Here is a 22769-nt window from a genome sequence, read left to right on the forward strand (position 1 = left end):
TTCTTGCGGGGGCTAGAGCCGCGCCTTGACGCTGCGCGGCGTCGCCAGAAGCAGGCTGGTCTCGCTGTTGGTGACGCCGGGGATCATGCGGATGCGCCGGAGCACCTGATCGAAAGCGATCAGGTCGGAGGTGCCGAGCTCGACGACAAGGTCCCAATTGCCGTTGGTGGTGTGGATGCTGGAGACCTCGGTGAAGCCCGAGAGCGCATCGATCACCGAATCCGCTGCCTGGCCGGCGATCTCGATCATGGTGATGCCGCGCACGGGCAGGTCGATCGCGTCCGAGCGCAGGATCACGGTGAAGCCGATGATCTCGCCGGATTGTTCGAGCTTCTCCAGTCGCGCCCGCACCGTCGCCCGCGTCAGGCCGAGATCGGCGGCGAGGTCCGAGATGCTGCGGCGCCCGTCATGACGCAACAGGGTGATGAGCTTGCGGTCGAGATCGTCCATCGTCCGAAATGGATAAATTATTTTGCCATATCGATCAATCTTGGCGCCAATCTGGTCATTTTGGCTTCTTCCGCCTGCCGCCAAAAACAGGGACAATGGCTTCTTCAACGAGAACAGTGCGGGGACCCATGATTCACCAGCTCAACGTCGTGCCTTTCGTCAGCGTCGACCACATGATGAAGCTGGTCCATGCGATCGGTATCGAGCGGATGCTGTCCGAGATCGCCGCCTATATCGAGGACGATTTCCGGCGCTGGGAAATCTTCGACAAGACGCCGCGCATCGCCTCGCACAGCCTCGAAGGCGTGATCGAATTGATGCCGACCAGCGACGGCAAGCTCTACGGCTTCAAGTACGTCAACGGCCATCCCAAGAACATGAAGGCCGGCCTCCAGACGGTCACCGCCTTCGGCTTGCTCTCGGATGTCGCGACCGGCTATCCCGTCCTGCTCTCCGAGATGACCATCCTGACCGCGCTGCGCACCGCGGCGATGTCGGCGGTGGCAGCGAAGCACCTTGCACCCAAGAACGCCGCGACCATGGCGATCATCGGCAACGGCGCCCAGTCCGAATTCCAGGCCTTTGCCTTCCGCGCGATCCTCGGCATCGAGAACCTGCGGCTCTATGACGTCGATCCGGCCGCGACCGAGAAATGCGCCCGCAACCTCGCCCGCCACGGCTTCAAGATCACCCGCTGCGCCACCGCGATGGAAGCGGTCGAGGGCGCCGAGATCGTCACCACCGTCACGGCCGACAAGCAGTACGCGACGATCCTGACCGACAACATGGTCGGCGCTGGAATCCATATCAACGCGGTCGGCGGCGACTGCCCCGGCAAGACCGAGATTCATCGCGACGTGCTGCTGCGCTCGTCGATCTTCGTCGAGTATCCGCCGCAGACCCGCATCGAGGGCGATATCCAGCAGCTCGATGCCGACCATCCGGTCGAGGAGCTCTGGAAGGTCATCACCGGGGCGGCTCAGGGCCGCACCGATAACAGGCAGATCACGATGTTCGACTCGGTCGGCTTCGCGATCGAGGATTTCTCGGCGCTGCGCTATGTCTACGAGCGTATCCGCGAGGCCGGCACCTATGTCGATCTCGACCTGATCGCCGATCCCGACGATTCCCGCGACCTCTTCGGCATGCTGATGCGCGCCGCGCCGGGCGCCGCCGCGGCGGCCTGAGCGTCAGCCAGCCTGACTAAGCGCGAGGAACGCTGCCGCCGCCTTGGCGAGGTAGCGTTCCTTGTGCTGAAGCGCGAGGAAGCGGCGCTTTGGCAGCGGCAGCGCCACGGTTGCGAGCCGCCCTGCCGCGATCGCATTGGCGGCGACGAGCCGCGAGATCGCGGTCGCGCCCGCGCCGGCCGCAACGGCTGCGCAGATGGCTTCATTGGACGGCAATTCCAGCGCAATGGCGAGATCGTCCGCAGCGAGGCCGAGCCCCGGTAGCGCCGCCTCGAACATCGCCCGCGTCCCCGAGCCCGGTTCGCGCAGGACCCAGGCGCCTTGCGACAGCGCGACGGATGAAGGCGGCTGCTGCGCCCATGCGTGGCCGGGCGGCACGACGATGACGAGTTCATCCTCGGCGACTTTAGTCATCGCCAGTGCCGGGTCGTCGATCTCGCCCTCGATGAAGCCGAGATCGGCCGCGCCGTCATGGATCGCGGCGCTGACCGTCTCGGTATTGCCGATCGCGAGCGAGACGGCGATGCCGGGATGCTCGCGGCGGAAGCGCTGGATCAGCGGCGGCAGCCAGTAATTCGCCACGGTCTGGCTTGCCATCAGCGCGAGCGAGCCGCGCGCCAGCCCCGAGAGATCGGACAGCACCGCCTCCGCTGCTGTCGCCCGCGCCAGCACGGCGCGCGCCTCGATCAGAAAGAGGCGACCGGCCTCGGTCAGGACGATACGCCGGCCGATCCGGTCGAACAGCTTGGTCGCATAGCGCGCTTCCAGCGTCGCGATCGCGGAACTCACCGCCGATTGGGTGAGGTTGAGGGCGCGGGACCCTTGCGTCAGGTGTTCCCGTTCCGCGACGGCGACGAAGATGCGGAGCTGTTCGAGCGTCATGCGCCCGAGCTTACGCGGCGAGCTTCACCAGCAGAAGGCTGAAGCAGGCGATGAACAGGAAGGCGGCGAGCCCGAGCAGCAGCGGGCGCAGGCCCTTGGCCTTGAGCTTGCGGAGATCGGTCTCCAGCCCCATCGCGGCCAGCGCTATCGAGAGCAGGAAGGTGGTCACCGTGACGATGCCGGCCTTGGCATCGGCGGGAATGCTGACGAGGCTGTTGAGCCCGACCATCGCGATGAAGCCGAGCACGAACCAGGGCATCGGCGCCTTGGCCTGAGTACCGGCATCGCCCTTGCCGCGGGCGAGCCGCGCCGCCATCAGCCCGAGCGTGATCACGACCGGTGCCAGCATCATCACCCGCGACAGCTTGGCGACCGTGCCGAACTCGCCGGCCTGCTGCCCGCCCTGGAAGGCAGCGGCGACGACCTGCGCGATCTCATGGATCGAGGCGCCCGTCCACAGGCCGTAGGCATGGGCATCGAGATGCAGCAGCCCCGGCAACAGCGGATAGGCGAACATCGCGATCGAGCCGAAGACGGTGACGCAAGCCACCGCATAAGCGACATCCTCGTCGGGCGCCTGCGTCACGGTATTGGTCGCGATCACCGCCGACGCGCCGCAGATCGAGGTGCCCGCCGCGATCAGCTCGGCGAGCTTGCGCTCGACGCCGATCCGCCGGCCGAGCCATGTGGTGAACAGGAAGGTCGAGACCAGCGTCAGCGCGATCACGGCGATGCCGCTGAAGCCCACCGCCATCACCTGCGCCACGGTGAGCTGGAGCCCGAGCAGGATGATGGCGAAGCGCAGCACCTTGCGCATGGCGAAGGCGACACCCGCCTTTGCGCGCGCCGGCGTGCCGACGAGGTTGTGGAAGCCGATGCCGATCAGGATGGCCAGGATCATCGGGCTGAAGGCGCCGAGCCCCGGCGCCTGCCGCAAGGCGAAGCCGGCCGCCGCGATCGTGCCGGCGAGCAGCAGGCCGGGGCCGATGGCGAGCCATGACGCACCAGATGCCGCCGGGGCAGGCTGCGCGAGGTTCTGCGAGGCGTGAGAGGACATTGACCAGCTCTCCGATGCTGGTCAGGAAATATTCTTCTCCGTCCAATCGATCCAATGCGTAATATCAAACGTATCGTTCGATAATATCGAATGATTTAGCGTCGTCATTCTCGAGCGAAGCGAAGCGCGGACCCGAGAATCTCACGACGAGAAGCGCCAGAGCCCCGTCCGGAAGGAGATGCTCGGGTCAAGCCCGAGCATGACGGCTGCATGGCTTCGCGATCAGCCCGGCATCTCCGCGAGGAAAGACAGGTAGGCGGGATTGTTGCTCTCGCTCCAATAGGGGTAACCCAGCGCATCGAGCCGCTTGGCGAGCTGGCCGCGCTGGGAAGGCGGAATCTGGATGCCCGCGAGGATGCGTCCGTAATCGGCGCCGTGGTTGCGGTAGTGGAAGAGCGAGATGTTCCAGTCGGCCGAGAGGCTGTTCAGGAACTTCAGCAGCGCGCCCGGCCGCTCCGGGAACTGGAAGCGGAAGATCAGTTCGTCGCCGAGCCCGGGCGCTTTGCCGCCGACCATGTAACGGATATGCAGCTTGGCGAGCTCGTTGTCGCTCATGTCGAGTACGGGATAGCCGTGCTCGGACAGCATCGCGATGATCTGGCGCTTCTCGGCATCGCCCTCGGACAACTGGACGCCGACGAAGATGCGCGCTGCTTTGGGGTCGGAATAGCGGTAGTTGAACTCGGTGATCGCGCGCCGGCCGAGCAGCTCGATGAAGGCGCGGTAGGCGCCGGGTCTCTCGGGAATCGTCACCGCCAGCAGCGCCTCGCGATGCTCGCCGATCTCGGCCCGCTCGGCGATATGGCGCAACCGGTCGAAATTCATGTTCGCGCCGGAATTGATCGCGATCAGCGCGCCGCTGCGCTTGGGCTCTCGTGCCGCATAGGCCTTGAGCCCTGCGAGGCTGACCGCGCCCGAAGGCTCGGCGATCGCGCGGGTATCCTCGAAGATGTCTTTCACCGCCGCGCAGATCTCGTCGGTCGAGACGGTGACGACCTCGTCGAGCAACTCGCGGCAGAGCCTGAACGTCTCCTCGCCGGCCTGCCGCACCGCGACGCCGTCGGCGAAGAGCCCGACCTGATCGAGCACGATGCGTTCCCCGGCAGCGATGGCGCCGGCCATGGATGCCGCATCCTCCGGCTCGACGCCGATCACCTTGATCTCGGGCCGCAGGAACTTGGCGTAGACCGCGACGCCGGCCGCGAGCCCGCCGCCGCCGATCGGCACGAAGATCGCCTCGATCGGCTCGGAATGCTGGCGCAGGATTTCCATGCCGACCGTGCCCTGGCCGGCGATGACGTCGGGGTCGTCATAGGGGTGGACGAAGGTCAGCCCCTTCTCGGCCTCGAGCTTGCGGGCATGGCCATAGGCCTCGTCGAAATTCTCGCCATGCAGCACGACGCGCCCGCCGAGGCTGCGCACCGCCTGGACCTTGATGTCTGGCGTGGTGCGCGGCATCACGATGGTCGCCTTGATGCCGAGCTTCTTCGCCGCCAGCGCCACGCCCTGCGCATGATTGCCGGCGGAGGCGCAGATCACGCCGCGCTCCGCCTCGACCTGGGTGAGGCCGGCGATCTTGTTGTAGGCGCCGCGCAGCTTAAACGAAAAGACGGGCTGCAGGTCTTCGCGCTTAAGGAGCGCGCTGCCGCCGAGCCGGGCGGAGAGCCGCGGCAGCGGGTCGAGCGGGCTTTCGATCGCGACGTCATAGACGCGCGCCCCGATGATCTTGCGGATGTAGTCTTGCATGGCAGGCCCGTCCTTCGGACGCGGCGATAGTCCGATGTGCGGTTATGTCAATCGAGATCGTTGCGTGCGGCGAGGGACGGGCGGTGCCGGCCATGCGCTTGGCGGGATTGCCAAGCCTATGGCCGGCGCGCCAAAGCGTTGGGAGAAACAAGGCGTCGCGCAGCGACGGTGCCGCAGAGGTGGAGACGAGCATGAGCTGGGGCGTTCGCGATTTCATGGTGCCGGGCCGGCCGGTTGCGGTCGGCGATCGCGGCATGGCGGCGACCTCGCACCCGGCCTCGACGCTGGCGGCAGTGGAAATCCTGCGCAACGGCGGCAATGCCATCGACGCGGCCATCGCGGCGGTTGCCGTCCAGGCCGTGGTCGATCCGCACATGACCGGCATCGGCGGCGATTGCTTCGCGATCTATGCTCCCGCCAATGGCAAGATGGTCGCGATCAACGGCTCGGGCCGTTCGGCCGCCAAGGCCGAGCTCGGCTGGTTCCTAGGCCAGGGCATGACGACGATCGCGGCGGATTCGCCCCATGCCGTCACGGTGCCCGGCGCCATCGACGCCTGGTGCCGCCTCGTCGCCGACCATGGCAGCAAGAGCCTGGACGAGATCTTCGCAGCTGCGATCCGCGCCGCTGAGGAGGGTTTCGTGGTGACGCCGCGCGTCGCGCTCGACTGGGCCAAGGCCCGTGGCCGCATCGAGAAGCACGGTCTCGGCAACGCCGTCTATCTGCCGGGCGGCAATCCCCCGGCCATCGGCGACAAGATGGTCCATCCCGCGCTCGGCAACATGCTGCGCCGCATCGCCCGCGAAGGCCGCTCGGCCTTCTACGAGGGCGATCTCGCTGAGGACATGGTCTCGGTGCTGAACGCGGCCGGCAGCCTGATCAGCCTCGAGGATTTCGCGGCATCGAAGCCGGACTATGTCGACCCGATCGGCGCCGATTATCGCGGCCATCGTCTCTGGGAGTGCCCGCCGAACGGCCAGGGCATCGCCGCGCTCCTGATCGCGCGCATCCTCGAAGGCTTCGACATGAAGGACGAGAAGCTGAGCGAGGCCGACCGCATCCATCTCCTCGCCGAAGCGAGCAAGGCCGCCTATCGCCAGCGCGACGCGCTGGTCGCCGATCCGGCTGTCAGCCCCTTCGACACGGACGCTTTCCTCTCCGACCAGTTCGTCGGCCGCATCCGTGGGGAGATCAGCCTGGAAAAGGCGGCGGCGCCTGAAGTCTTTGACATGCCCCTGCACAAGGACACGATCTATCTCTGTGTCGTCGATGGGGCCGGCAACATGGTCTCCTTCATCAACTCGCTGTTCTCCGCCTTCGGCAGTGGCATCTATGCGGCGAAGGCCGGCGTCATGCTGCAGAACCGCGGCTCGGGCTTCCGCCTGATCGAGGGCCATCCCAACGCCATCGCGCCGCGCAAGCGCCCGTTCCACACGATCATTCCCGGCATGCTCGCCAAGGACGGCAAGCCGATCATGCCGTTCGGTGTGATGGGCGGCCAGTACCAGTCGACCGGCCATGCCCATTTCCTCTCCGGTATCCTCGACCGCGGCTTCGATCCTCAGCAGGCCTCGGACGCGCCGCGCAGCTTCGCCTATGACGGCAAGCTCTCGCTGGAGACCACGATTCCCGCGAGCATCGCCGCCGATCTGAAGGGGCGCGGCCATGACGTGGTCTGGGCCGAGGAGCCGCTCGGCGGCTGCCAGGCGATCTGGGTCGACCACAAGCGCGGCGTGATGTTCGGCGCCTCCGACCACCGCAAGGATGGCTTCGCGCTGGCGGTGTGACGCTGTTGGATTAGCTCGGAACCACGGTGTCATCCCGGACGGAGCGCAGCGGAGCTCCGGGATCCATCGTAGAGCGCAGCGCCGTTCGATGGATCCCGGGACAAGCCCGGGATGACGGCGTGTTTTTGCGGACCGCGGACGAGGCAAACGACGTCGCGCACACGCGGCTTTAACGCCCCTCCGCTATCCCCGGCTGATCGCGAGGGAGGGGCGCTTGGCGCAGGGCAAGCCATTCGGCTGGGGGATCATGGGCACCGGCACGATTGCCGGGCTCTTCGCCGCCGATCTCGGCCTGCTGCCGCAGGCGCGCATCGCCGCCGTGCAGTCTCGCTCCCTTGAGAAAGCGCAGGCGTTCGCCGCCCGCTTCGGCGAGGCGAAAGCCTATGACGACGAGGCTGCCTTCCTCGCCGATCCCGCGCTCGAGGCGGTCTATATCGCGACGCCCAACCATCTCCATGCCGCGCAGGCGCTGAAGGCCATAGCGGCCGGCAAACCGGTCTTGATCGAGAAGCCGATCGCGCTCGCCAGCGCCGATGTGGAAGCGATCGCGCAAGCGGCCGGCGAGCGCGGCATCTTCGCGATGGAGGCTTTGTGGAGCCGCTTCCTGCCGGCTGTCCGCCGGGCGCGCGATGAGGTTGCGGCTGGCCGCATCGGCAAGGTCCGGCGCATCCGCGCCGATCTCTCCTATCTCCATCCCGAAGAGGCCGGCAGCCGCTTCTTCGATCCGGCTCTCGGTGGCGGCGCGGCTTTCGATCTCGGCGTTTATCCGCTGTCGCTCGTCCTGCATCTGCTGGGTGAGCCGCAGGCCGTGAGCGGGAGCTGGCTTGCCGCCGGAACCGGCGTCGACCGGCGCAGCTCCTTCCGGTTGGATTATCCCGCGGCTGTGGCCGAGCTCTCCTGCGGCTTCGATCGGACCGGAACGAACCGTCTGCTCGTCGAAGGTGAGAGCGGCGGATTTGTCTTCGAGGCGCCGTTCCTGAAGGCCCAGCGGTTGAGCTGGTATGCCGATGCCGGCCGCGCGCTTGCAGCTTACGAACGCCGAGCGGGCGGGGTGACGCGCCTGCTCGACCGCCTGCCTCAGTCCGGCCGGGTCAGCGAAAACTTCGCCTTTGCCGGCAACGGCCTTCAGTTCCAGGCGGAGGCGGCGATGTCGGCGATTCGTGCGGGGAGGAGCGCCTGCACGGAGATGCCGCTCGGCGACAGCGCGGCCGTGCTGCGGATCATCGAAATGGTTCGGGCACACCCGGCGGCAGCGCCCTGATCGACTTGTTCAGTGGCGCGTGCCGCAGGTGAAGGCGCCGCAGCGGACCTTGTCGGCCAGCGTCTCTGCGAAGGTCGCGGTGGCGTCCTCGCCATAGGTCTCGACCAGCGTGCGCAGGGCCGCGAACAGCGCGGCATGGGCCATGGCGTCGGGATCGAGCCCGTCCTGCTGCGCCTCGTTGAAGGCGTCCTCGACATAGCCATAGGCCACGCGGCGGACGTCGCCGTGGTCCTCGGCAAGATTCGGGTCGAGCATCGTGTCGTCTGGCTGGATCGGCATCGAAACGGGACTCTGAGCCTTCTGTCTGACGCGAATCGCGGCGGATATGCCCCGGATCGCGACGGTTGGGCGATGCTCAAGACATAAGCCGTGCCAGAGCGGCACGCTACCACGGCGTTTAAGAAAGGTTAACGCGACCGGGAAAATCCGGTGGAAGAAGCCTTCCGGCAACAGCTGTTGCCTAGCCGCCATAGCGCCCGGCGAGCGCCCGCGACAGCACCTCGCCCTCGGCCGCCAGCCGGGAGGAAGCCTCCTGGCTGGCCTCGGTACAGGAGCGATGCGTCAGGGAATAGGCCTTGAAGCCGCGATTGAAGGCTGCGGTTAACCGGTCGCGGCGCTGCGGCGTCCGGCCCTCGGCCTCGATCAAGGCCGCCATCCGCGCGCGCCAGTCCTGCGCCTCGCGGCCGCCGCAGAGCGTCCTGAGATAGGCGAGCGATCCTATGATCTCGGACAATTGCAGGAGCTGGGGCTCATAGGGCGGGGCGGCTGGTTCAGCCGGCGGTTGCTCGGCGGGCTTGGTCACGGGGGGCTTCGCGGCAGGCTGCTGGGGCCGCTGCTGTGCTTCCACCGCGATCGGCAGCAGGAGCAGGGCGGCCAGAAGCGCCTGATGGCGAGGCCCGGTTCTCATGATGCTGAGGCGCCGGTCGTGAAGAGCTGATGGGCCCGGCGCAGGACGTCACCGAGCTCGCGTGTCGTCGCAAGCCCGCCGAGCTTCAGCGGATCGGCCCACATCACCGCGCCGGCCTCGGGCCCCGTGCGCGGTTCGCCGGAGAGCCATTCGCCGATGAAGGATGCGACGACGAAATGATGCGTCACGGCGCCTTTGGCGTCGCGGCCGAAGATCTCGACATGGCGGTTGAAGCCGAGGATGCGGGCGGCGACGCCGACCTCTTCCTCCAGCTCGCGCAAGGCTGCTTCCTCAAGCGTCTCGCCGGCCTCGACCTTGCCGCCCGGCAGCGACCAGAGCTGGTCGGCCGGCGGCTTCGTTCGCGTCGCCAGCAGCACCTTGCCGTCGCGGAAGACGGCGATGGAGGCCGCGAGCACCGGCCGTGCCGCCGCCCGGCCGGGCGTGGGGAAGCGGATGACCTGACCGCCATCCTCGCTCATGGAGCTGTTTTTTTGTTGGGTCGCATATTCGCTAGCGCGGACCTTCGGTTCTTCACGCGAACCAGTATCCACTTCGCTTGAAAATGCTCACGCATCAAACGTGCTGCCCGCCATTGATGTGCAGCTCCGAGCCGGTGACGTAGCTCGAGGCGTCCGTGCACAGGAAATAGATCGCCTTGGCGACCTCGTCGGGCTTGCCGAGGCGCTGCATCGGCAGGGTCGCGACGATCTTCTCGGTGCCGGGCGACAGGATCGAGGTGTCGATCTCGCCGGGCGAGATCGCGTTGACGCGGACACCGAACGGGCCGAAATCGGCGGCCATCTCGCGGGTCAGGCTGGCGAGCGCAGCCTTCGACGTCGCATAGGCCGCCCCGGCGAAGGGGTGGACGCGCGAGCCCGCGATCGAGGAGACGTTGACGATCGCGCCCTTGGCGACCGTCAGCTCGTCGAGCAGGCCGCGCGCCAGCATGATCGGCGCGAAGAAATTGACCTGGAAGACCTTGTGCCAGTCGTTGAAGGAGGTGGTGGCGGCGCCGAGCCGCTCGCCCTTCGGCCCTTTCGGCGAGATGCCGGCATTGTTGACCAGCGCGTTGAGCTTGCCGCCCTCGACGGCCAGCCGCTTCTTGATCTCGGCGATGCCGCGCATCGTGTCCTCGGGGTCGCCGAGATCGATCTGGATATGATCGTCGGCGCCGGACGGCCACGGGCATTTGTCGGAGAAGGCCTGGCGCGAGCAGGACAGGATGCGCCAGCCCGCCATGGCGAACTGCATCACCGTGGCATGGCCGATGCCGCGGCTCGCCCCGGTCAGCAGCATGACCGGGCGCTTGCCCGGTTCGGTCTTCGGAAAATCGAACTTGGGCATCGCCATGTGGCTGAGATCCTCAGGGGTAGAAGCGCGTCTTCGTCCAGGGCGCGTCGGTCGCGTCGCGGCGGAAGATGATGCGGTCATGCAGACGGAAGGCGCCGTCGCGCCAGAACTCGATATAGGTCGGGGTGATGCGAAACCCGCGCCAGTAGGGCGGACGCGGAATCTCGCCGATGCCGAATTTCAGCGTGTAGCTCGCCACCGCCTTCTCCAGCGCGAAACGGCTCTCCAGCGGTCGCGACTGCTGCGAGGCCCAGGCACCGATGCGGCTGTCGCGTGGGCGGGACTGGTAATAGGCGTCCGATTCGGCGTCGGTGACGAGCGCGACATTGCCGCGGATGCGGATCTGCCGCCGCAGGCTCTTCCAGTGGAACAGCGCGGCGGCCTTTGGCTGGCCGAGCAGCTCCTGCCCCTTCTGGCTTTCGGTATTGGTGTAGAACACGAAACCATCAGGCCCATGGCCCTTGAGCAGCACCATGCGGCTGTTCGGCATGCCCTCGGCATCGACGGTCGAGAGCGCCATGCCGGTCGGGTCGTTCGGCTCGGACTTCGTGGCTTCGTCCAACCACTTCTGGAACAAGGCGAAAGGCTCGTTTTCCTCGGTGAAGTCACCGCTCGTTAACGGTTGCACGTTCTAATCCTCGGGTAGTTGAAGTGGGCGTCGGGCGAGCGCAGAAGTGATCCGAGTTCGGGCGGTTGGCTTATATAGGGCAGGGGCGGGGGCGTTCCCAAGCCTTAACCGTTGCGCAGCCCCCATGCGCCCGCTGGCTGCCGCGATGCTGCTGGGGCTGCTCAGCGCCGGCTGCTCGGTGTCCTTTCCGATCCTCGGCCTGTCGAGCAAGAGCGAGGATGAGGTCGCTGCGACCTCGGCGATGACGACCTCGTCGGTCCTGCCGGCGCGCGGCGGCGATCGCGCCGGCCCGCTCGCCAGCCTGGCAACGGAACTTGGGCCGGAAGACATGCGCCGCGCCGATGGAGCGATGGGCGTGGCGCTCGATCCACAGGGCAATGGCGCCGCCGTTTCCTGGGACAATCCTCAGAGCGGCATCAAGGGCTCTTTCATCCCGGTCGGCGGCCCGTTCCTGCGCTCCGATGAGATCTGCCGCGCCTTCATCGCCAGCGTCCAGACGCAGGCCCGGCCGGTCAAGCTGCAGGGCACGGCCTGCCGCCCCTCAGGCGGCGAATGGGCCGTCAAGGACATGGGCCCCTGGAAGGACCTGAGCTAGCTTTTCACGCCGCTTGCGTCGTTGCCGTGCCGGGTGCAAAACGGCCCCGAGTAAGTGTTGCGTACGCGCCACACCGTACCCACATGAGCTGAAGCGGGCGGCTGGCGGCTTTGGCGCCGGCCGTTCGACTTTGTGTGAAAGAGGTTTGAATGCGCGATCCCTATCAGGTTCTGGGCGTCGCCCGCAGCGCGAGCGATGCGGAACTCAAGAAGGCTTTCCGCCGCCGCGCCAAGGAGCTGCACCCGGACCGCAATCGGGACGACCCCAAGGCGCAGGACAAGTTCTCCGAACTCAACACGGCCTATGAGATCCTGGGCGACGAGGCCAAGCGCAAGCAGTTCGACCGCGGCGAGATCGATGCCGAGGGCAAGCCGCGCTTCCAGGGCTTCGAGGGCATGGGTGCCGGCCGCGGCGGGCGCAGCGGTGGCTTCGAGTTCAATTTCGGCCAGGGCGGCGGCAATCCCTTTGGCGGTCGCGCCGGTCCGGGCGGCGGAGCGGGTGATGCCGGCTTCGATGCCTCCGACATCTTCTCCTCGCTCTTCGGCGAGGGCTCCCGGCGCGCCCGTGGCAAGCCCGAGCCGCAGAAGCCGCCGGAGCAGAGCTTCACGCTCGAGGTCACGCTGGCGCAGGCCACGACCGGCGGCACCCGCCGGGTCAAGCTGCCGGGCGGGCGCGAGGTCGAGATCACGATCCCCGAGGGGGTAAGCGACGGCAAGGTGATGCGCCTGCGCGGGCTCGGCCAGACCGATCCGTTCTCGGGCGAGGCCGGCGACGTGATGATGACCATCAAGGTGAAGCCGGATTCCCGCTTCGTCGTCGATGGCAACGACCTGCGCACGCGCGTCGCGGTGCCGCTCGCCAAGGCCGTGCTCGGCGGGCCGCTGCATGTGCCGACCCTGACCGGCGCGGTCGAGATGAACATCCCGCCGCTGACCGGCACGGCCCGGCAGTTCCGCCTGCGCGGCAAGGGCCTCAAGGGCGAGAAGGGCGCTGTCGGCGACCTGTTCGTCGCCATCGATATCGAGATGCCGGCAAGCGACGCCGAGCTGACGGCGCTGATGAAGGCGCGGGACGAGGCGAACTGAGTCGGCTCCGGCGCCAGCATGGCTGAAAACGAGGTGCGCGGGCCGCAGATCGCGGCCTTATGCATGATTCAGCCGTGGAGGCGGGCATCAAAAGCGGTTCCCGTTTCCCTGCGACTGTTCTAAGAGACCTGCTCGTCATTCATCTGCGGGTCTCCCATGCCTGATTCCAACGCCGTTTCGCCGACCGCCAATCTCCTCAAGGGCAAGCGCGGGCTCGTGATGGGCGTCGCGAACAACCGCTCCATCGCCTGGGGCATTGCCAAGGCGGCGGCGGACGCGGGTGCGGAACTCGCCTTCACCTATCAGGGCGATGCGCTGAAGAAGCGCGTCGAGCCGCTCGCCAAGGAACTCGGTGGCCATGTCGTCGGCCATTGCGACGTCACCGACGGCGCCACGATCGACGCGGTCTTCGCCGAGGTCGAGAAGCTCTGGGGCAAGCTCGACTTCGTCGTCCATTGCATCGCCTTCTCCGACAAGGACGAGTTGACCGGCCGCTATGTCGAGACGAGCGAGGCGAACTTCACCAAGTCGCTGCTGATCTCCTGCTATTCCTTTACCGCGATCACCCAGCGCGCCGAGAAGCTGATGCCGGATGGCGGCGCCATGCTGACCCTGACCTATTACGGCGCCGAGAAGTGGATGCCGCACTATAACGTCATGGGCGTCGCCAAGGCCGCGCTGGAATCGAGCGTGCAATATCTCGCCGCCGATCTCGGCCCCTCGAAGATCCGCGTCAACGCGATCTCGGCCGGCCCGATCAAGACGCTGGCTGCCTCGGGTATCGGCGATTTCCGCTACATCCTGCGCTGGAACGAGTACAACTCGCCGCTGCGCCGCACGGTCACCATCGAGGAGGTCGGCGAGACCGCGGTCTTCCTCGTCTCCGACATGTCGCGCGGCATCACCGGCGAGATCATGCATGTCGATGCCGGCTACCATGTCGTCGGCATGAAGGTGCCGACCGCGCCGGACATCTCCCTCGACAAGGGCGAGTGACACCGCTCATCGGATCGACCGGCGATGCGCCTGATCGACCCGATGTCGAAGTGGTGAGCTAAACTTCCAGCAGTGCCTTCAACCGATCCGTCGCTGCATCGTCGCGGCGGATCGTTTCGTCTGTGGCGGCGGCGAGCAACTCGGTCACGCTGCGCCCGCCGATCCGACGTTGCGGCAGAATCTCGGCCAGCGGTGTCAGTACGAAGGCGCGTTCGGGGATGCGCGGATGCGGGATCTGCAACCGCGCCTGGTCGATGATCGCATCGCCATAGGTCAGGATGTCGATATCGAGCGTGCGCGGTCCCCAGCGCTCGCGACGCTCGCGGCCGCCGGCGCGCTCCAGCTCCAGGCAGAAGGCGAGCAGGTCCGCCGGTTGCAGCGAGGTCTCGACCAGCGCCGCCATGTTGAGGAATTCCGGCTGGTCGGTCTTGCCCCAGGGCGGCGTGCGATAGATCGAGGACAACCGGCCGAGCGTCACGCTGGAATGCTCGCGCAGCCCCTTCAGCGCCGCGGCGAAGGCCGCGACGGGGTCGCCGATATTGCCGCCGAAGGCGAGTGCGGCTTCAACCTTCACGCTGGAACCTCAACTGGATGCCGACCGAGCCGAGCGTCGCCGGGATCGGCGGGGCCGGCTTGCGCAAGGTGACCTCGACGCCCGCGACGGTCGGGAAGGCGTCGAAAAGCGCCAGCGCCACGGCGCGCGCCGCGCCTTCCAGCAGATGATAGCGGCGGGCCGTGAAAGCCTCGGCCACGATCGCGACGGCCCGGCCGTAATCGACGGTATCAGTGAGCCGGTCGCTGGCGGCCGCGGCGCGCAGGTCGGCATCGAGCACGAGGTCGAGCACGAAGCGCTGGCCGAGCCGCTCCTCTTCCGAGAAGAAGCCATGATAGGCGTAGATATCGAGTTTCTCGATCAGGATGCGGCCGGTTTCGCTCACAGGTCTGCTTTCATGCTGTCTTCGATGGCGGCCCAGGTCTTGAGCGCGTCGATATGCGGGGCGACGTCATGGGCGCGGATGATGGCGGCGCCGCGGCTCGCGCCATAGAGATGCGCGGCGATGCTGGCGGCGAGCCGCTCGGCCGGGACCTCGCGGCCAGTGATGCGCCCGAGCGTCGATTTCCGGGAGGCGCCGAGCAGGACCGGGCAGCCGAGCACGGCGAGCCGGTCGAGATGGCGGATCAGGTCGAGATTCTGGCGCACTGTCTTGCCAAAGCCGATGCCGGGATCGACGACGATCTGGCTTCGCGGCACGCCGGCTTGTGTCGCGATCGCGATGGAACGTTCCAGGAAGCGCAGCACCTCGTCGAAGATGTCGAGCGAGGCGTCGATGCTCTCGCGGTTATGCATCAGGATGATCGGCGCGCCGGCTTGCGCCGCGACCGCGGCGATGCGGGGATCGCGTTGGGCGCCCCAGACATCGTTGACGATCGAGGCGCCGGTTGCGAGCGCCGCTTCCGCGACATCGGCCTTGTAGCTGTCGATCGAGATCGGCGTCTCGACCTTGGCCTTCAGCCCGGTGATCACCGGCAGCACGCGCGCCATCTCGGTCGCGGCATCGACAGTCGCATGGCCGGGCCTGGTCGATTCGCCGCCGATATCGACGATGGCGGCGCCCTCGGTCGCGAGGCGCGCGCCATGGGCGACGGCCGCTTCCGCGGTTGCCAGCAGCCCGCCATCCGAGAACGAATCGGGCGTCATGTTGACGATGCCCATGACGAGCGGCGTCGCGGGAAGTGCGAGGCTGCGGCCGTCGGGCAGGGTGAGGGCAGGGGGCATGCTGTTCCGCTAGTGACGAGGCAAGGGCGCTATACACACGCCGTGTAATTTCGGCCACAGAAAGCGGCCGATTGTCGCCATCGCCAGAAAGCCCCGGGAAGAGCTTTGACCCTGCTGGTGCCGGCGTGCAGAAGCGGGACATGGTTCCGCTATCGCTTCCTCACCGCCTCATCCTCGTCCGCCATGGCGAGACCGATTGGAATCGGGAGGGCCGGCTGCAGGGCGGGCAGGATATTCCGCTGAACGATCTCGGCCGCCGTCAAGCCGCCGAGGCCGCAGGCCGCCTGAAGGCGCTGGAGCCGGCTTACGCAGATCTCGATTATATCGGCTCGCCGATGCAGCGGGCGCGCGAGACCATGGACATCCTCCGGCGTGAGCTCGCCTTGCCGGCCGGCGAGTACCGTGTCGACGATCGCCTGCGCGAATTGACCTTCGGCGCGTGGGAAGGCTTCACCTGGCGGGACATCCGCAAGGCCGAGCGCGAGCAGGCGCATCTGCGCGAGCGCGACAAATGGGGTTTCGTGCCGCCGGGCGGCGAGAGCTATCGCATGCTGGCCGAGCGGATCCGCCCGGTTCTGGCAGAACTCCAGCGTGAGACGGTGATCGTCAGCCATGGCGGCGTCGCGCGCGCCGTGCTGGCGCTGGTCGGGGCGGTGGCGCCGCGCGAGGCCTCGATGGTCGAGATCTGGCAGGGCAAGCTGCTCGTCGTCAACGGGAACAAGGCGGACTGGATCTGAGTTTGCACGCGGCGGGATCACGGCGGCGCCGGCGGCATTCATGGCCGGTTCAGGCGTGATTTTGCAGGGAGAATATGCTAGCGAGGCGTTGTGATGCGGCGGCCTGCCCGGCCGGGGGGCTCACGCGGATGTCGCGAGGCGGGAGCGACGATTCCGGTTTTCTTCACGAGGTGCGTGATAGGGCATCGCAGAGCTGCAGGCAGGGTCTGCCGCGGTGTCAGCGGCGGGCCTTTCAGCGCAACGGGGCGCGATGAACGATATGACGAAGCTGTCGGCGGCGTCTGACGCGGCTGCCGCCAACCCCCTCGCCATGCTGGCCGGCGAGAAGCGTCCCGATTTGATTCGGGACGAGGTGCTGGCCGAGATTTTTGCGGCCACTGCCGCGCTTCGCCCCGATCATCCCGCTCTCACCGACCGCGAGCGCCGCCTGAGCTATGCCGAGGTCTGGGCCGAGGCCGGGCGTCAGGCCCGCGGCCTCCAGCTTGCCGGCATCGGGCCCGGCGACATGGTTGGGCTGTGGATGCCGCGCGGCATCGACCTCCTCGTCGCGCAGATCGCGATCACCCGCGCGGGCGCGGCCTGGATTCCCTTCGATGCCGAAGCGCCGGTCGAGCGCATCGCGACCTGCCTCGACGATGCCCAGGCCAAGGGCATCGTGACCTGCGCCGGCTGGGCCGGCCGGGCCGAGGCGACGGAGCGCGCCGTCTGGACGCCCGAGGGCCTTGCCGCGGGCGCTGACGGGACCGAGCCGCCGGCGCGTCCGGCCGGGCTCACCGCCGATCATCCCGCCTATCTGATCTATACCTCGGGCTCGACGGGCACGCCCAAGGCGATCGTCATCAGCCACCACAACATCTGCCATTTCCTGCGCTCCGGAAACGCGCTCTACGGCTTTGGGCCGGACGATGTCGCCTTCCAGGGCGCTTCCGTCGCCTTCGACCTGTCGATGGAGGAGATCTGGACGCCCTATCTCGTCGGCGCGACCCTCTTCGTCGCCTCGCCCGAGATGATGGGCGATGCCGAGAAGCTGCCGGCGATTCTGAACGAGGCCGGGGTCACCATCATCGACACCGTGCCGACGCTGCTCGGCATCCTGCCGGCCGACGTGCCCTCGCTGAAGCTGATCCTGCTCGGCGGCGAGGCGCTGCCGCCGGCGATCGTGCAGAAATGGTCGAAGCCTGGCCGGCGCATCCTCAATACCTATGGGCCGACCGAGGCCACGGTCGTTGCGACGGCTGCCGAGGTCGTGCCCGGCGAGACCGTGACCATCGGCAAGCCGATCCCGAACTACACGGCCTACATCGTCAGCGAGGACATGCGCCTCGTCCATCCGGGCGAGCAGGGCGAGTTGCTGATCGGTGGCCCTGGTGTCGCCAAGGGCTATCACGGCCGCCCCGAGCTGACGGCCGAGAAGTTCATCGCCAACCCCTTCACGGGCGTCGCAGGCGAGGGCGATCCGATCCTCTACCGCTCGGGCGATGCCGTCAGCCTCGATGCCGACGGCAACATCGTCTTCCACGGCCGCATCGACGACCAGATCAAGATCCGCGGCTTCCGCGTCGAGCTTGGCGAGATCGAGTCCAAGCTTGCCGATGAGCCGGGCGTCGCGCAGGCGGCGGTCGTGCTGCGCACCGATGACGGTATCGAACGCCTCGTCGCCTTCGTCGTGCCCGAGCCCGGCGTCGCGGTCGATGGGCCGGTTCTGCGCGCGGCGCTGCGCGAGAAGCTGCCGCCTTATATGGTGCCGGCGCATTTCGAGGCGGCCGGCTCCTTGCCGCGCATGGTCTCCGGCAAGGTCGACCGCAAGATGCTGAAGGCGGCGCCATTGACGGCGCCGAGCGCCGATGGCGAGCAGGAGCCGCCGCGCAACGCGACGGAAGCCGCGCTGCTGGAGGCGGCCAAGCGGGTGCTCGGCACGGCGAGCCTGCCGCTGGAGGCGGATTTCTTCATCGATCTCGGCGGGCATTCGCTGCTCGCGGCCCGCTTCATCTCGATCGTACGCGAGACGCCGGCCTATGCCGGTATCACGCTGCAGGATGTCTATGCCGCCCGCACGCTCCGGGCGATGGCTGTGCTGCTCGACGAGCGCGGCGTCGCCGTGGCCGAGGATCTCTCCTTCACGCCGCCCCCCTTCCTGCGGCGCTTCCTTTGCGGTCTGGCCCAGGCCGCGGCGCTCCCGGTCATCATCGGCCTTGCGACGGCGCAATGGCTCGGCGTCTTCGTCACCTACATGATCCTCTCGGGCGAGGACCTGCCGCTCCTCGGCCAGATCGCCGCGCTGCTCGGCGTCTATGTCGCGATCATCGTCGTCACCGGCCTCATCGCCATCGCGCTGAAATGGCTGGTGCTCGGCCGGACGAAGCCGGGCGTCTATCCGCTCTGGGGCGTCTATTATTTCCGCTGGTGGTTCGCCGCCCGCGTCGCCGGGCTCGTCCATATCAAGTGGCTGCAGGGCACGCCGGTGATGCGCTTCTACTGGCGCCTGCTCGGCGCCAAGGTCGGGCGCGACGTCATCATTTCCGACTACGAAGCCGGTGCCATCGATCTGATCGAGATCGGCGATGGCACGAGCTTCGGCTCCAAGACCACCTTCGCCAATGGCGAGGCGATCGGCGACAAGCTGATCATCGGCCGGATCACCATCGGCAAGGATGTCTCGGCCGGCGCCTCGGTCGTGCTCGGCCATGGCGCGGTGATCGGCGACCATGCCGAGATCGGCGACCTCACCGCGATCGCGCCCGGCGCCCATGTCGGCGAGGCCGAGATCTGGGACGGCACGCCTGCTCGCAAGATCGGCATGGTCGATGTCGCGGCCCTGCCGCCGCAGGCCGAGGCTTCGCCCGGCCGGCGCGCGCTGCTGACGGCCTTCTACATCCTGATGCTGGTCGTGCTGCCGCCGGTCAGCCTGCTGCCGATCTTCCCGGCCTTCTGGCTGTTCGACAAGATCGACTACTGGATCGCCGGCTGGACCGAGATCAGCTATCTCTGGTTCCTGCCGATCCTGACCTGGCCGACGGCGATCGGCCTGATCGCCTTCACCGTGCTTCTGATGGCGGGCCTGCGCTGGGCGATCCTGCCGCGCGTGACCTCCGGCTCCTGGTCGATCCATTCCAGCTTCTACGCCCGCAAATGGACGGTGGCGCTGGCGACCGAAGTGACGCTGGAGACGCTCTCCTCGCTCTTCGCCACAATCTATATGCGCGCCTGGTACCGGCTGATGGGCGCCAGTATCGGCAAGGGCGCGGAGATCTCGACCAATCTCTCCGGCCGCTATGACCTGACCGGCATCGGCGCCGGCAACTTCATCGCCGACGAGGTCGTCTTCGGCGACGAGGATATGCGCCGCGGCTATATGCGCCTCGACGCGACGCGCACCGGCGATCAGGTCTTCGTCGGCAACGATGCGGTGGTGCCGCCCGGCGCCGTCATCCCCGATCGCGTGCTGATCGGCATCAAGTCGAAACCCCCGGCCAATGACCGCATGCAGGCCGGCGATACCTGGTTCGGCTCGCCGCCGATCCGCCTGCCGACGCGGCAGAAGGTCGATCTCGGTGCCGATTGGACCTACAAGCCCTCCTTCGCCAAGCAGTTCGGGCGCGGCCTGTTCGAGGCGCTGCACACTTCCTTCCCTGCGATGCTGTTCATCACCTTCGGCACGATCGCGGTCGACATGGTGCTGCAGCAGAAGATCAACGAGGGCGATTGGCTCGGCCTTGTCCTGTCCTTCATGGGCGTCGCGGTCGCGATCGCCGTGGTGCAGGCACTGATCTGCGCCGCCGTCAAATGGCTGATGATGGGCGTCTACAAGCCCGTGATGAAGCCGATGTGGTCGTGGTGGGCGATGCGCACCGAGGCGGTGGCGGTGATGTACTGGGGCCTCGGCGGCAAGGTGCTGTTCGACTATCTGCGCGGCACGCCGTTCCTGCCCTGGTTCCTGACGCTGTTCGGCGCGAAATACGGCAAGGGCGTCTGGCTCGACTCGACCGATATCACCGAGTTCGACTGCATCAAGGTCGGCGACTACTGCACGGTAAACGCCCACTCGGCGCTGCAGACCCATCTCTACGAGGACCGGGTCATGAAGGTCGGCCGGGTGCGCCTCGGCAAGGGCGTCTGCGTCGGCGCGGGCGCGACCGTGCTCTACGACACCCATGTCGGCGACTACGCCCAGATCGGCCTGCTCACCGTCATCATGAAGGGCGAGAACCTGCCGGCGCATACGCGCTGGGAGGGCGCCCCGGCGGCACCGGCGAAGGGGCCGGCTCATTGAAGTGGGTGGAAGCAGGCGAAATCTCTCAAGCGTTCCGGTCGAATCATTGCTTTCGGCGCTCGTCGCTCTTAAATGACCAGAGTAGTCATATCGGAGGCGGCGATGCGAGAGATTCAGCTCAAGGACGCGAAGGCGACCTTGTCGGCGGTGGTCGATCAGGCAGTCCGCGGGACACCGTCCGTCATTACTCGTCATGGCCGCAAGGACGCGGTCATCCTGTCCTTCGAGGACTATGAGCGGCTCGCGCGCGTTCCGAGTCTCGGGCGTTTGCTGGCGGCCTTCCCCGGCGAGGCGGAGGATATTCCCGAACGCGGCGGAAAGCCCGGCCGGCCCGTCGATCTCTGATGTTCCTGCTCGACACCAATGTGATCTCGGCGCTGGCTCACTCGAAGCGGGCCGCGGCAGGGGAGTTGGCGGCTTGGCTTGATCGGGCGAGCCCTTACCTGTTCCTGTCGGTGATCACCGCGACCGAGGTGATGGCGGGAATAGAGAAGGCCGAGCGCGAGGGTGCCATGACCAAGATGCGCGCGCTTCGTGAGTGGTGGCAGGCCGTCGAGCATTTTTATGGGCCCAGAGTGCTGCCCTTCGATTTGCACTGTGCCCATTCTGCTGGGCGGATGCTCGACGGCGCGCGCGCCCATCAGCCAGGCTTCGAAGACATCGCCATAGCGGCAACGGCAGAGGTACACGGCCTGATCGTCCTGACGAGAAACCTGCGCCATTTCGTTCCGTTGGGAGTTTCGGCCCACGATCCGTTTCAGGGGCTGCCGTTGCTGCCGGAAACCGAGTAAGAAGCCAGCGCTTCAGCCCAGTCAGGTCTCCATGTCGCATAACAGTTTCGGCCATCTCTTCCGCGTCACCACCTTCGGCGAGAGCCATGGGCCCGCCATCGGCTGCGTCGTCGATGGGTGCCCGCCGCTGCTGCCGCTGACCGCGGCCGATATCCAGGGCGATCTCGACCGGCGCCGGCCGGGCCAGTCGCGCTTCACCACGCAGCGTCAGGAGCCGGACGAGGTCCGCATCGTTTCCGGCGTCTTCGCCCGCGAGAGCGATGGCGCGCAGGTCACGACCGGCACTTCGATCGGGCTGCTGATCGACAATGTCGACCAGCGCTCGAAGGACTATTCCGACATCAAGGACAAGTACCGGCCCGGCCACGCCGACTACACCTATGACGTCAAATATGGCATCCGCGACTATCGCGGCGGCGGGCGCTCCTCGGCGCGCGAGACGGCTATGCGCGTCGCCGCCGGCGCCATCGCCCGCAAGGTCGTGCCGGGCATGATCGTGCGCGGCGCGCTCGTGCAGATGGGGCCGCACAAGATCGACCGCGCCAACTGGGATTGGGACGAGATCGGCCGCAACCCGTTCTTCTGCCCCGACGCCAAGGCAGCCGCTTTCTTCGAGGGCTATCTCGACGGTGTCAGGAAGTCCGGCTCTTCGATCGGCGCCGTATTGGAGATCGTCGCCGAGGGCGTGCCGGCGGGGCTGGGCGCGCCGATCTACGCCAAGCTCGATTCCGAGATCGCCGCCGCGCTGATGAGCATCAATGCGGTCAAGGGCGTCGAGATCGGCGAGGGCTTCGGTGCGGCCGCGCTCTCCGGCGAGGAGAATGCCGACGAGATGCGCGCCGGCAATGACGGCAAGCCGCTGTTCCTCTCCAACCATGCCGGCGGCATCCTCGGCGGCATCTCGACCGGTCAGCCGATCGTTGCCCGCTTCGCCGTGAAGCCGACCTCCTCGATCCTGGCGACGCGCGCGACCGTGACCCGCACTGGCGGCGAGGCGGAGATGTTCACCAAGGGCCGTCACGACCCTTGCGTCGGTATCCGTGCCGTGCCGGTCGGCGAGGCGATGGTCGCTTGCGTGCTGGCCGACCAGTATCTGCGCCATCGCGCGCAGGTCGGCGTCGTCGAGCCGCGCTGGCCGTTCCAGGAGTGACGTAAGGCGTCATTCTCGGGCGAAGCGCAGCGCAGACCCGAGAATCTCTGGCCGGAGAGGCTCTGGTAAGGAGCCTCCTCGTCATGAGATGCTCGGGGCAAGCCCGAGCATGA

The 22769-nt window shown here is 67.2% G+C and carries 23 protein-coding genes; 11 read left to right on the forward strand and 12 right to left on the reverse strand.

Annotation, left to right across the window (positions count from 1 at the left end):
- Window positions 1-12: 12 nt before the first annotated feature.
- A complete protein-coding gene (locus tag AC07NY_RS11430; protein WP_293799244.1) occupies window positions 13-450 on the reverse strand; it encodes an Lrp/AsnC family transcriptional regulator in 438 nt (145 codons plus the stop codon).
- A 128-nt stretch (window positions 451-578) separates the two neighbouring features.
- On the opposite strand from AC07NY_RS11430, the gene ocd reads away from it, so the two are divergent.
- Entirely contained in the window at window positions 579-1637 is a 1059-nt protein-coding gene (ocd, locus tag AC07NY_RS11435) for an ornithine cyclodeaminase (protein WP_494583940.1), read from the forward strand.
- A gap of 3 nt (window positions 1638-1640) precedes the next feature.
- Here ocd and AC07NY_RS11440 read toward each other — a convergent pair whose 3' ends face one another.
- The 3 genes from AC07NY_RS11440 to ilvA form a co-directional block, all read right to left on the reverse strand.
- On the reverse strand, window positions 1641-2519 hold the full coding sequence (locus AC07NY_RS11440; protein WP_494583941.1) for a LysR substrate-binding domain-containing protein: 879 nt from the start codon (window positions 2517-2519) through the stop codon (window positions 1641-1643).
- Window positions 2520-2529: 10 nt separating this feature from the next.
- Window positions 2530-3576, reverse strand: a complete 1047-nt coding sequence (locus tag AC07NY_RS11445; protein WP_494583942.1) for a YeiH family protein — start codon at window positions 3574-3576, stop codon at window positions 2530-2532.
- A 222-nt stretch (window positions 3577-3798) separates the two neighbouring features.
- On the reverse strand, window positions 3799-5322 hold the full coding sequence (ilvA, locus tag AC07NY_RS11450) for a threonine ammonia-lyase, biosynthetic (RefSeq protein WP_494583943.1): 1524 nt from the start codon (window positions 5320-5322) through the stop codon (window positions 3799-3801).
- Between the two features lie 191 nt (window positions 5323-5513).
- On the opposite strand from ilvA, the gene ggt reads away from it, so the two are divergent.
- The gene (gene ggt, locus AC07NY_RS11455; RefSeq protein ID WP_494583944.1) at window positions 5514-7109 is read left to right on the forward strand and encodes a gamma-glutamyltransferase; all 1596 of its coding nucleotides are present in this window, start codon (window positions 5514-5516) and stop codon (window positions 7107-7109) included.
- Window positions 7110-7356: 247 nt separating this feature from the next.
- Entirely contained in the window at window positions 7357-8370 is a 1014-nt protein-coding gene (locus AC07NY_RS11460; RefSeq protein WP_494584670.1) for a Gfo/Idh/MocA family protein, read from the forward strand.
- 9 nt (window positions 8371-8379) lie between these two features.
- Here the strand turns inward: AC07NY_RS11460 and AC07NY_RS11465 are convergent, their stop codons facing one another.
- The 5 genes from AC07NY_RS11465 to pdxH form a co-directional block, all read right to left on the reverse strand.
- The gene (locus tag AC07NY_RS11465) at window positions 8380-8649 is read right to left on the reverse strand and encodes a hypothetical protein (protein ID WP_348521636.1); all 270 of its coding nucleotides are present in this window, start codon (window positions 8647-8649) and stop codon (window positions 8380-8382) included.
- A 181-nt stretch (window positions 8650-8830) separates the two neighbouring features.
- Window positions 8831-9277 carry a TIGR02301 family protein gene (locus AC07NY_RS11470; RefSeq protein ID WP_494583945.1) on the reverse strand — a complete coding sequence of 149 codons (447 nt, stop codon included), beginning with the start codon at window positions 9275-9277 and terminating at the stop codon, window positions 8831-8833.
- Window positions 9274-9756: an NUDIX hydrolase gene (locus AC07NY_RS11475; RefSeq protein WP_494583946.1), complete on the reverse strand. Its 483-nt coding sequence runs from the start codon at window positions 9754-9756 to the stop codon at window positions 9274-9276. The genes AC07NY_RS11470 and AC07NY_RS11475 overlap by 4 nt, the downstream gene beginning before the upstream one ends.
- Before the next feature lie 94 nt (window positions 9757-9850).
- The gene (locus AC07NY_RS11480; protein WP_492287646.1) at window positions 9851-10573 is read right to left on the reverse strand and encodes an SDR family NAD(P)-dependent oxidoreductase; all 723 of its coding nucleotides are present in this window, start codon (window positions 10571-10573) and stop codon (window positions 9851-9853) included.
- Between the two features lie 67 nt (window positions 10574-10640).
- Window positions 10641-11255: a pyridoxamine 5'-phosphate oxidase gene (pdxH, locus tag AC07NY_RS11485; RefSeq protein ID WP_494583947.1), complete on the reverse strand. Its 615-nt coding sequence runs from the start codon at window positions 11253-11255 to the stop codon at window positions 10641-10643.
- A gap of 124 nt (window positions 11256-11379) precedes the next feature.
- Between pdxH and AC07NY_RS11490 the strand changes: the two genes are divergently transcribed.
- The 3 genes from AC07NY_RS11490 to fabI all read left to right on the forward strand — a co-directional run bounded on the left by AC07NY_RS11490 (window position 11380) and on the right by fabI (window position 13931).
- Complete coding sequence (locus AC07NY_RS11490) at window positions 11380-11850, forward strand: RT0821/Lpp0805 family surface protein (RefSeq protein ID WP_494583948.1); 471 nt, start codon at window positions 11380-11382, stop codon at window positions 11848-11850.
- 149 nt (window positions 11851-11999) lie between these two features.
- Window positions 12000-12935 (forward strand): DnaJ C-terminal domain-containing protein, encoded by a 936-nt coding sequence (locus AC07NY_RS11495; protein ID WP_494583949.1) that lies wholly within the window; start codon window positions 12000-12002, stop codon window positions 12933-12935.
- Window positions 12936-13091: 156 nt separating this feature from the next.
- Window positions 13092-13931: an enoyl-ACP reductase FabI gene (fabI, locus tag AC07NY_RS11500; RefSeq protein ID WP_306224018.1), complete on the forward strand. Its 840-nt coding sequence runs from the start codon at window positions 13092-13094 to the stop codon at window positions 13929-13931.
- Window positions 13932-13989: 58 nt separating this feature from the next.
- On the opposite strand, the gene folK is transcribed toward fabI, so the two are convergent.
- From folK to folP, 3 genes are read right to left on the reverse strand one after another with little or no spacing between them, the layout of a single operon-like run.
- Window positions 13990-14505 (reverse strand): 2-amino-4-hydroxy-6-hydroxymethyldihydropteridine diphosphokinase, encoded by a 516-nt coding sequence (gene folK, locus AC07NY_RS11505; RefSeq protein ID WP_494583950.1) that lies wholly within the window; start codon window positions 14503-14505, stop codon window positions 13990-13992.
- Window positions 14495-14869, reverse strand: coding sequence for a dihydroneopterin aldolase (gene folB / locus AC07NY_RS11510; protein ID WP_492287626.1), 375 nt, complete (start codon window positions 14867-14869; stop codon window positions 14495-14497). Before folB ends, folK begins: the two co-directional genes overlap by 11 nt.
- Window positions 14866-15708, reverse strand: coding sequence for a dihydropteroate synthase (gene folP / locus AC07NY_RS11515; protein WP_494583951.1), 843 nt, complete (start codon window positions 15706-15708; stop codon window positions 14866-14868). The genes folB and folP overlap by 4 nt, the downstream gene beginning before the upstream one ends.
- 140 nt (window positions 15709-15848) lie before the next feature.
- On the opposite strand from folP, the gene AC07NY_RS11520 reads away from it, so the two are divergent.
- From AC07NY_RS11520 to aroC, 5 genes are all read left to right on the forward strand, one after another.
- Window positions 15849-16445: a histidine phosphatase family protein gene (locus AC07NY_RS11520; protein ID WP_494583952.1), complete on the forward strand. Its 597-nt coding sequence runs from the start codon at window positions 15849-15851 to the stop codon at window positions 16443-16445.
- A 250-nt stretch (window positions 16446-16695) separates the two neighbouring features.
- Complete coding sequence (locus AC07NY_RS11525) at window positions 16696-20715, forward strand: Pls/PosA family non-ribosomal peptide synthetase (RefSeq protein ID WP_494583953.1); 4020 nt, start codon at window positions 16696-16698, stop codon at window positions 20713-20715.
- 102 nt (window positions 20716-20817) lie between these two features.
- Complete coding sequence (locus tag AC07NY_RS11530; RefSeq protein WP_494583954.1) at window positions 20818-21060, forward strand: type II toxin-antitoxin system Phd/YefM family antitoxin; 243 nt, start codon at window positions 20818-20820, stop codon at window positions 21058-21060.
- Window positions 21060-21506 (forward strand): type II toxin-antitoxin system VapC family toxin, encoded by a 447-nt coding sequence (locus AC07NY_RS11535; RefSeq protein WP_494583955.1) that lies wholly within the window; start codon window positions 21060-21062, stop codon window positions 21504-21506. Before AC07NY_RS11530 ends, AC07NY_RS11535 begins: the two co-directional genes overlap by 1 nt.
- A gap of 31 nt (window positions 21507-21537) precedes the next feature.
- On the forward strand, window positions 21538-22656 hold the full coding sequence (gene aroC, locus AC07NY_RS11540) for a chorismate synthase (protein WP_494583956.1): 1119 nt from the start codon (window positions 21538-21540) through the stop codon (window positions 22654-22656).
- Window positions 22657-22769: the final 113 nt, after the last annotated feature.

This window comes from Allobosea sp. GW821-FHT09G06 (assembly GCF_059416005.1).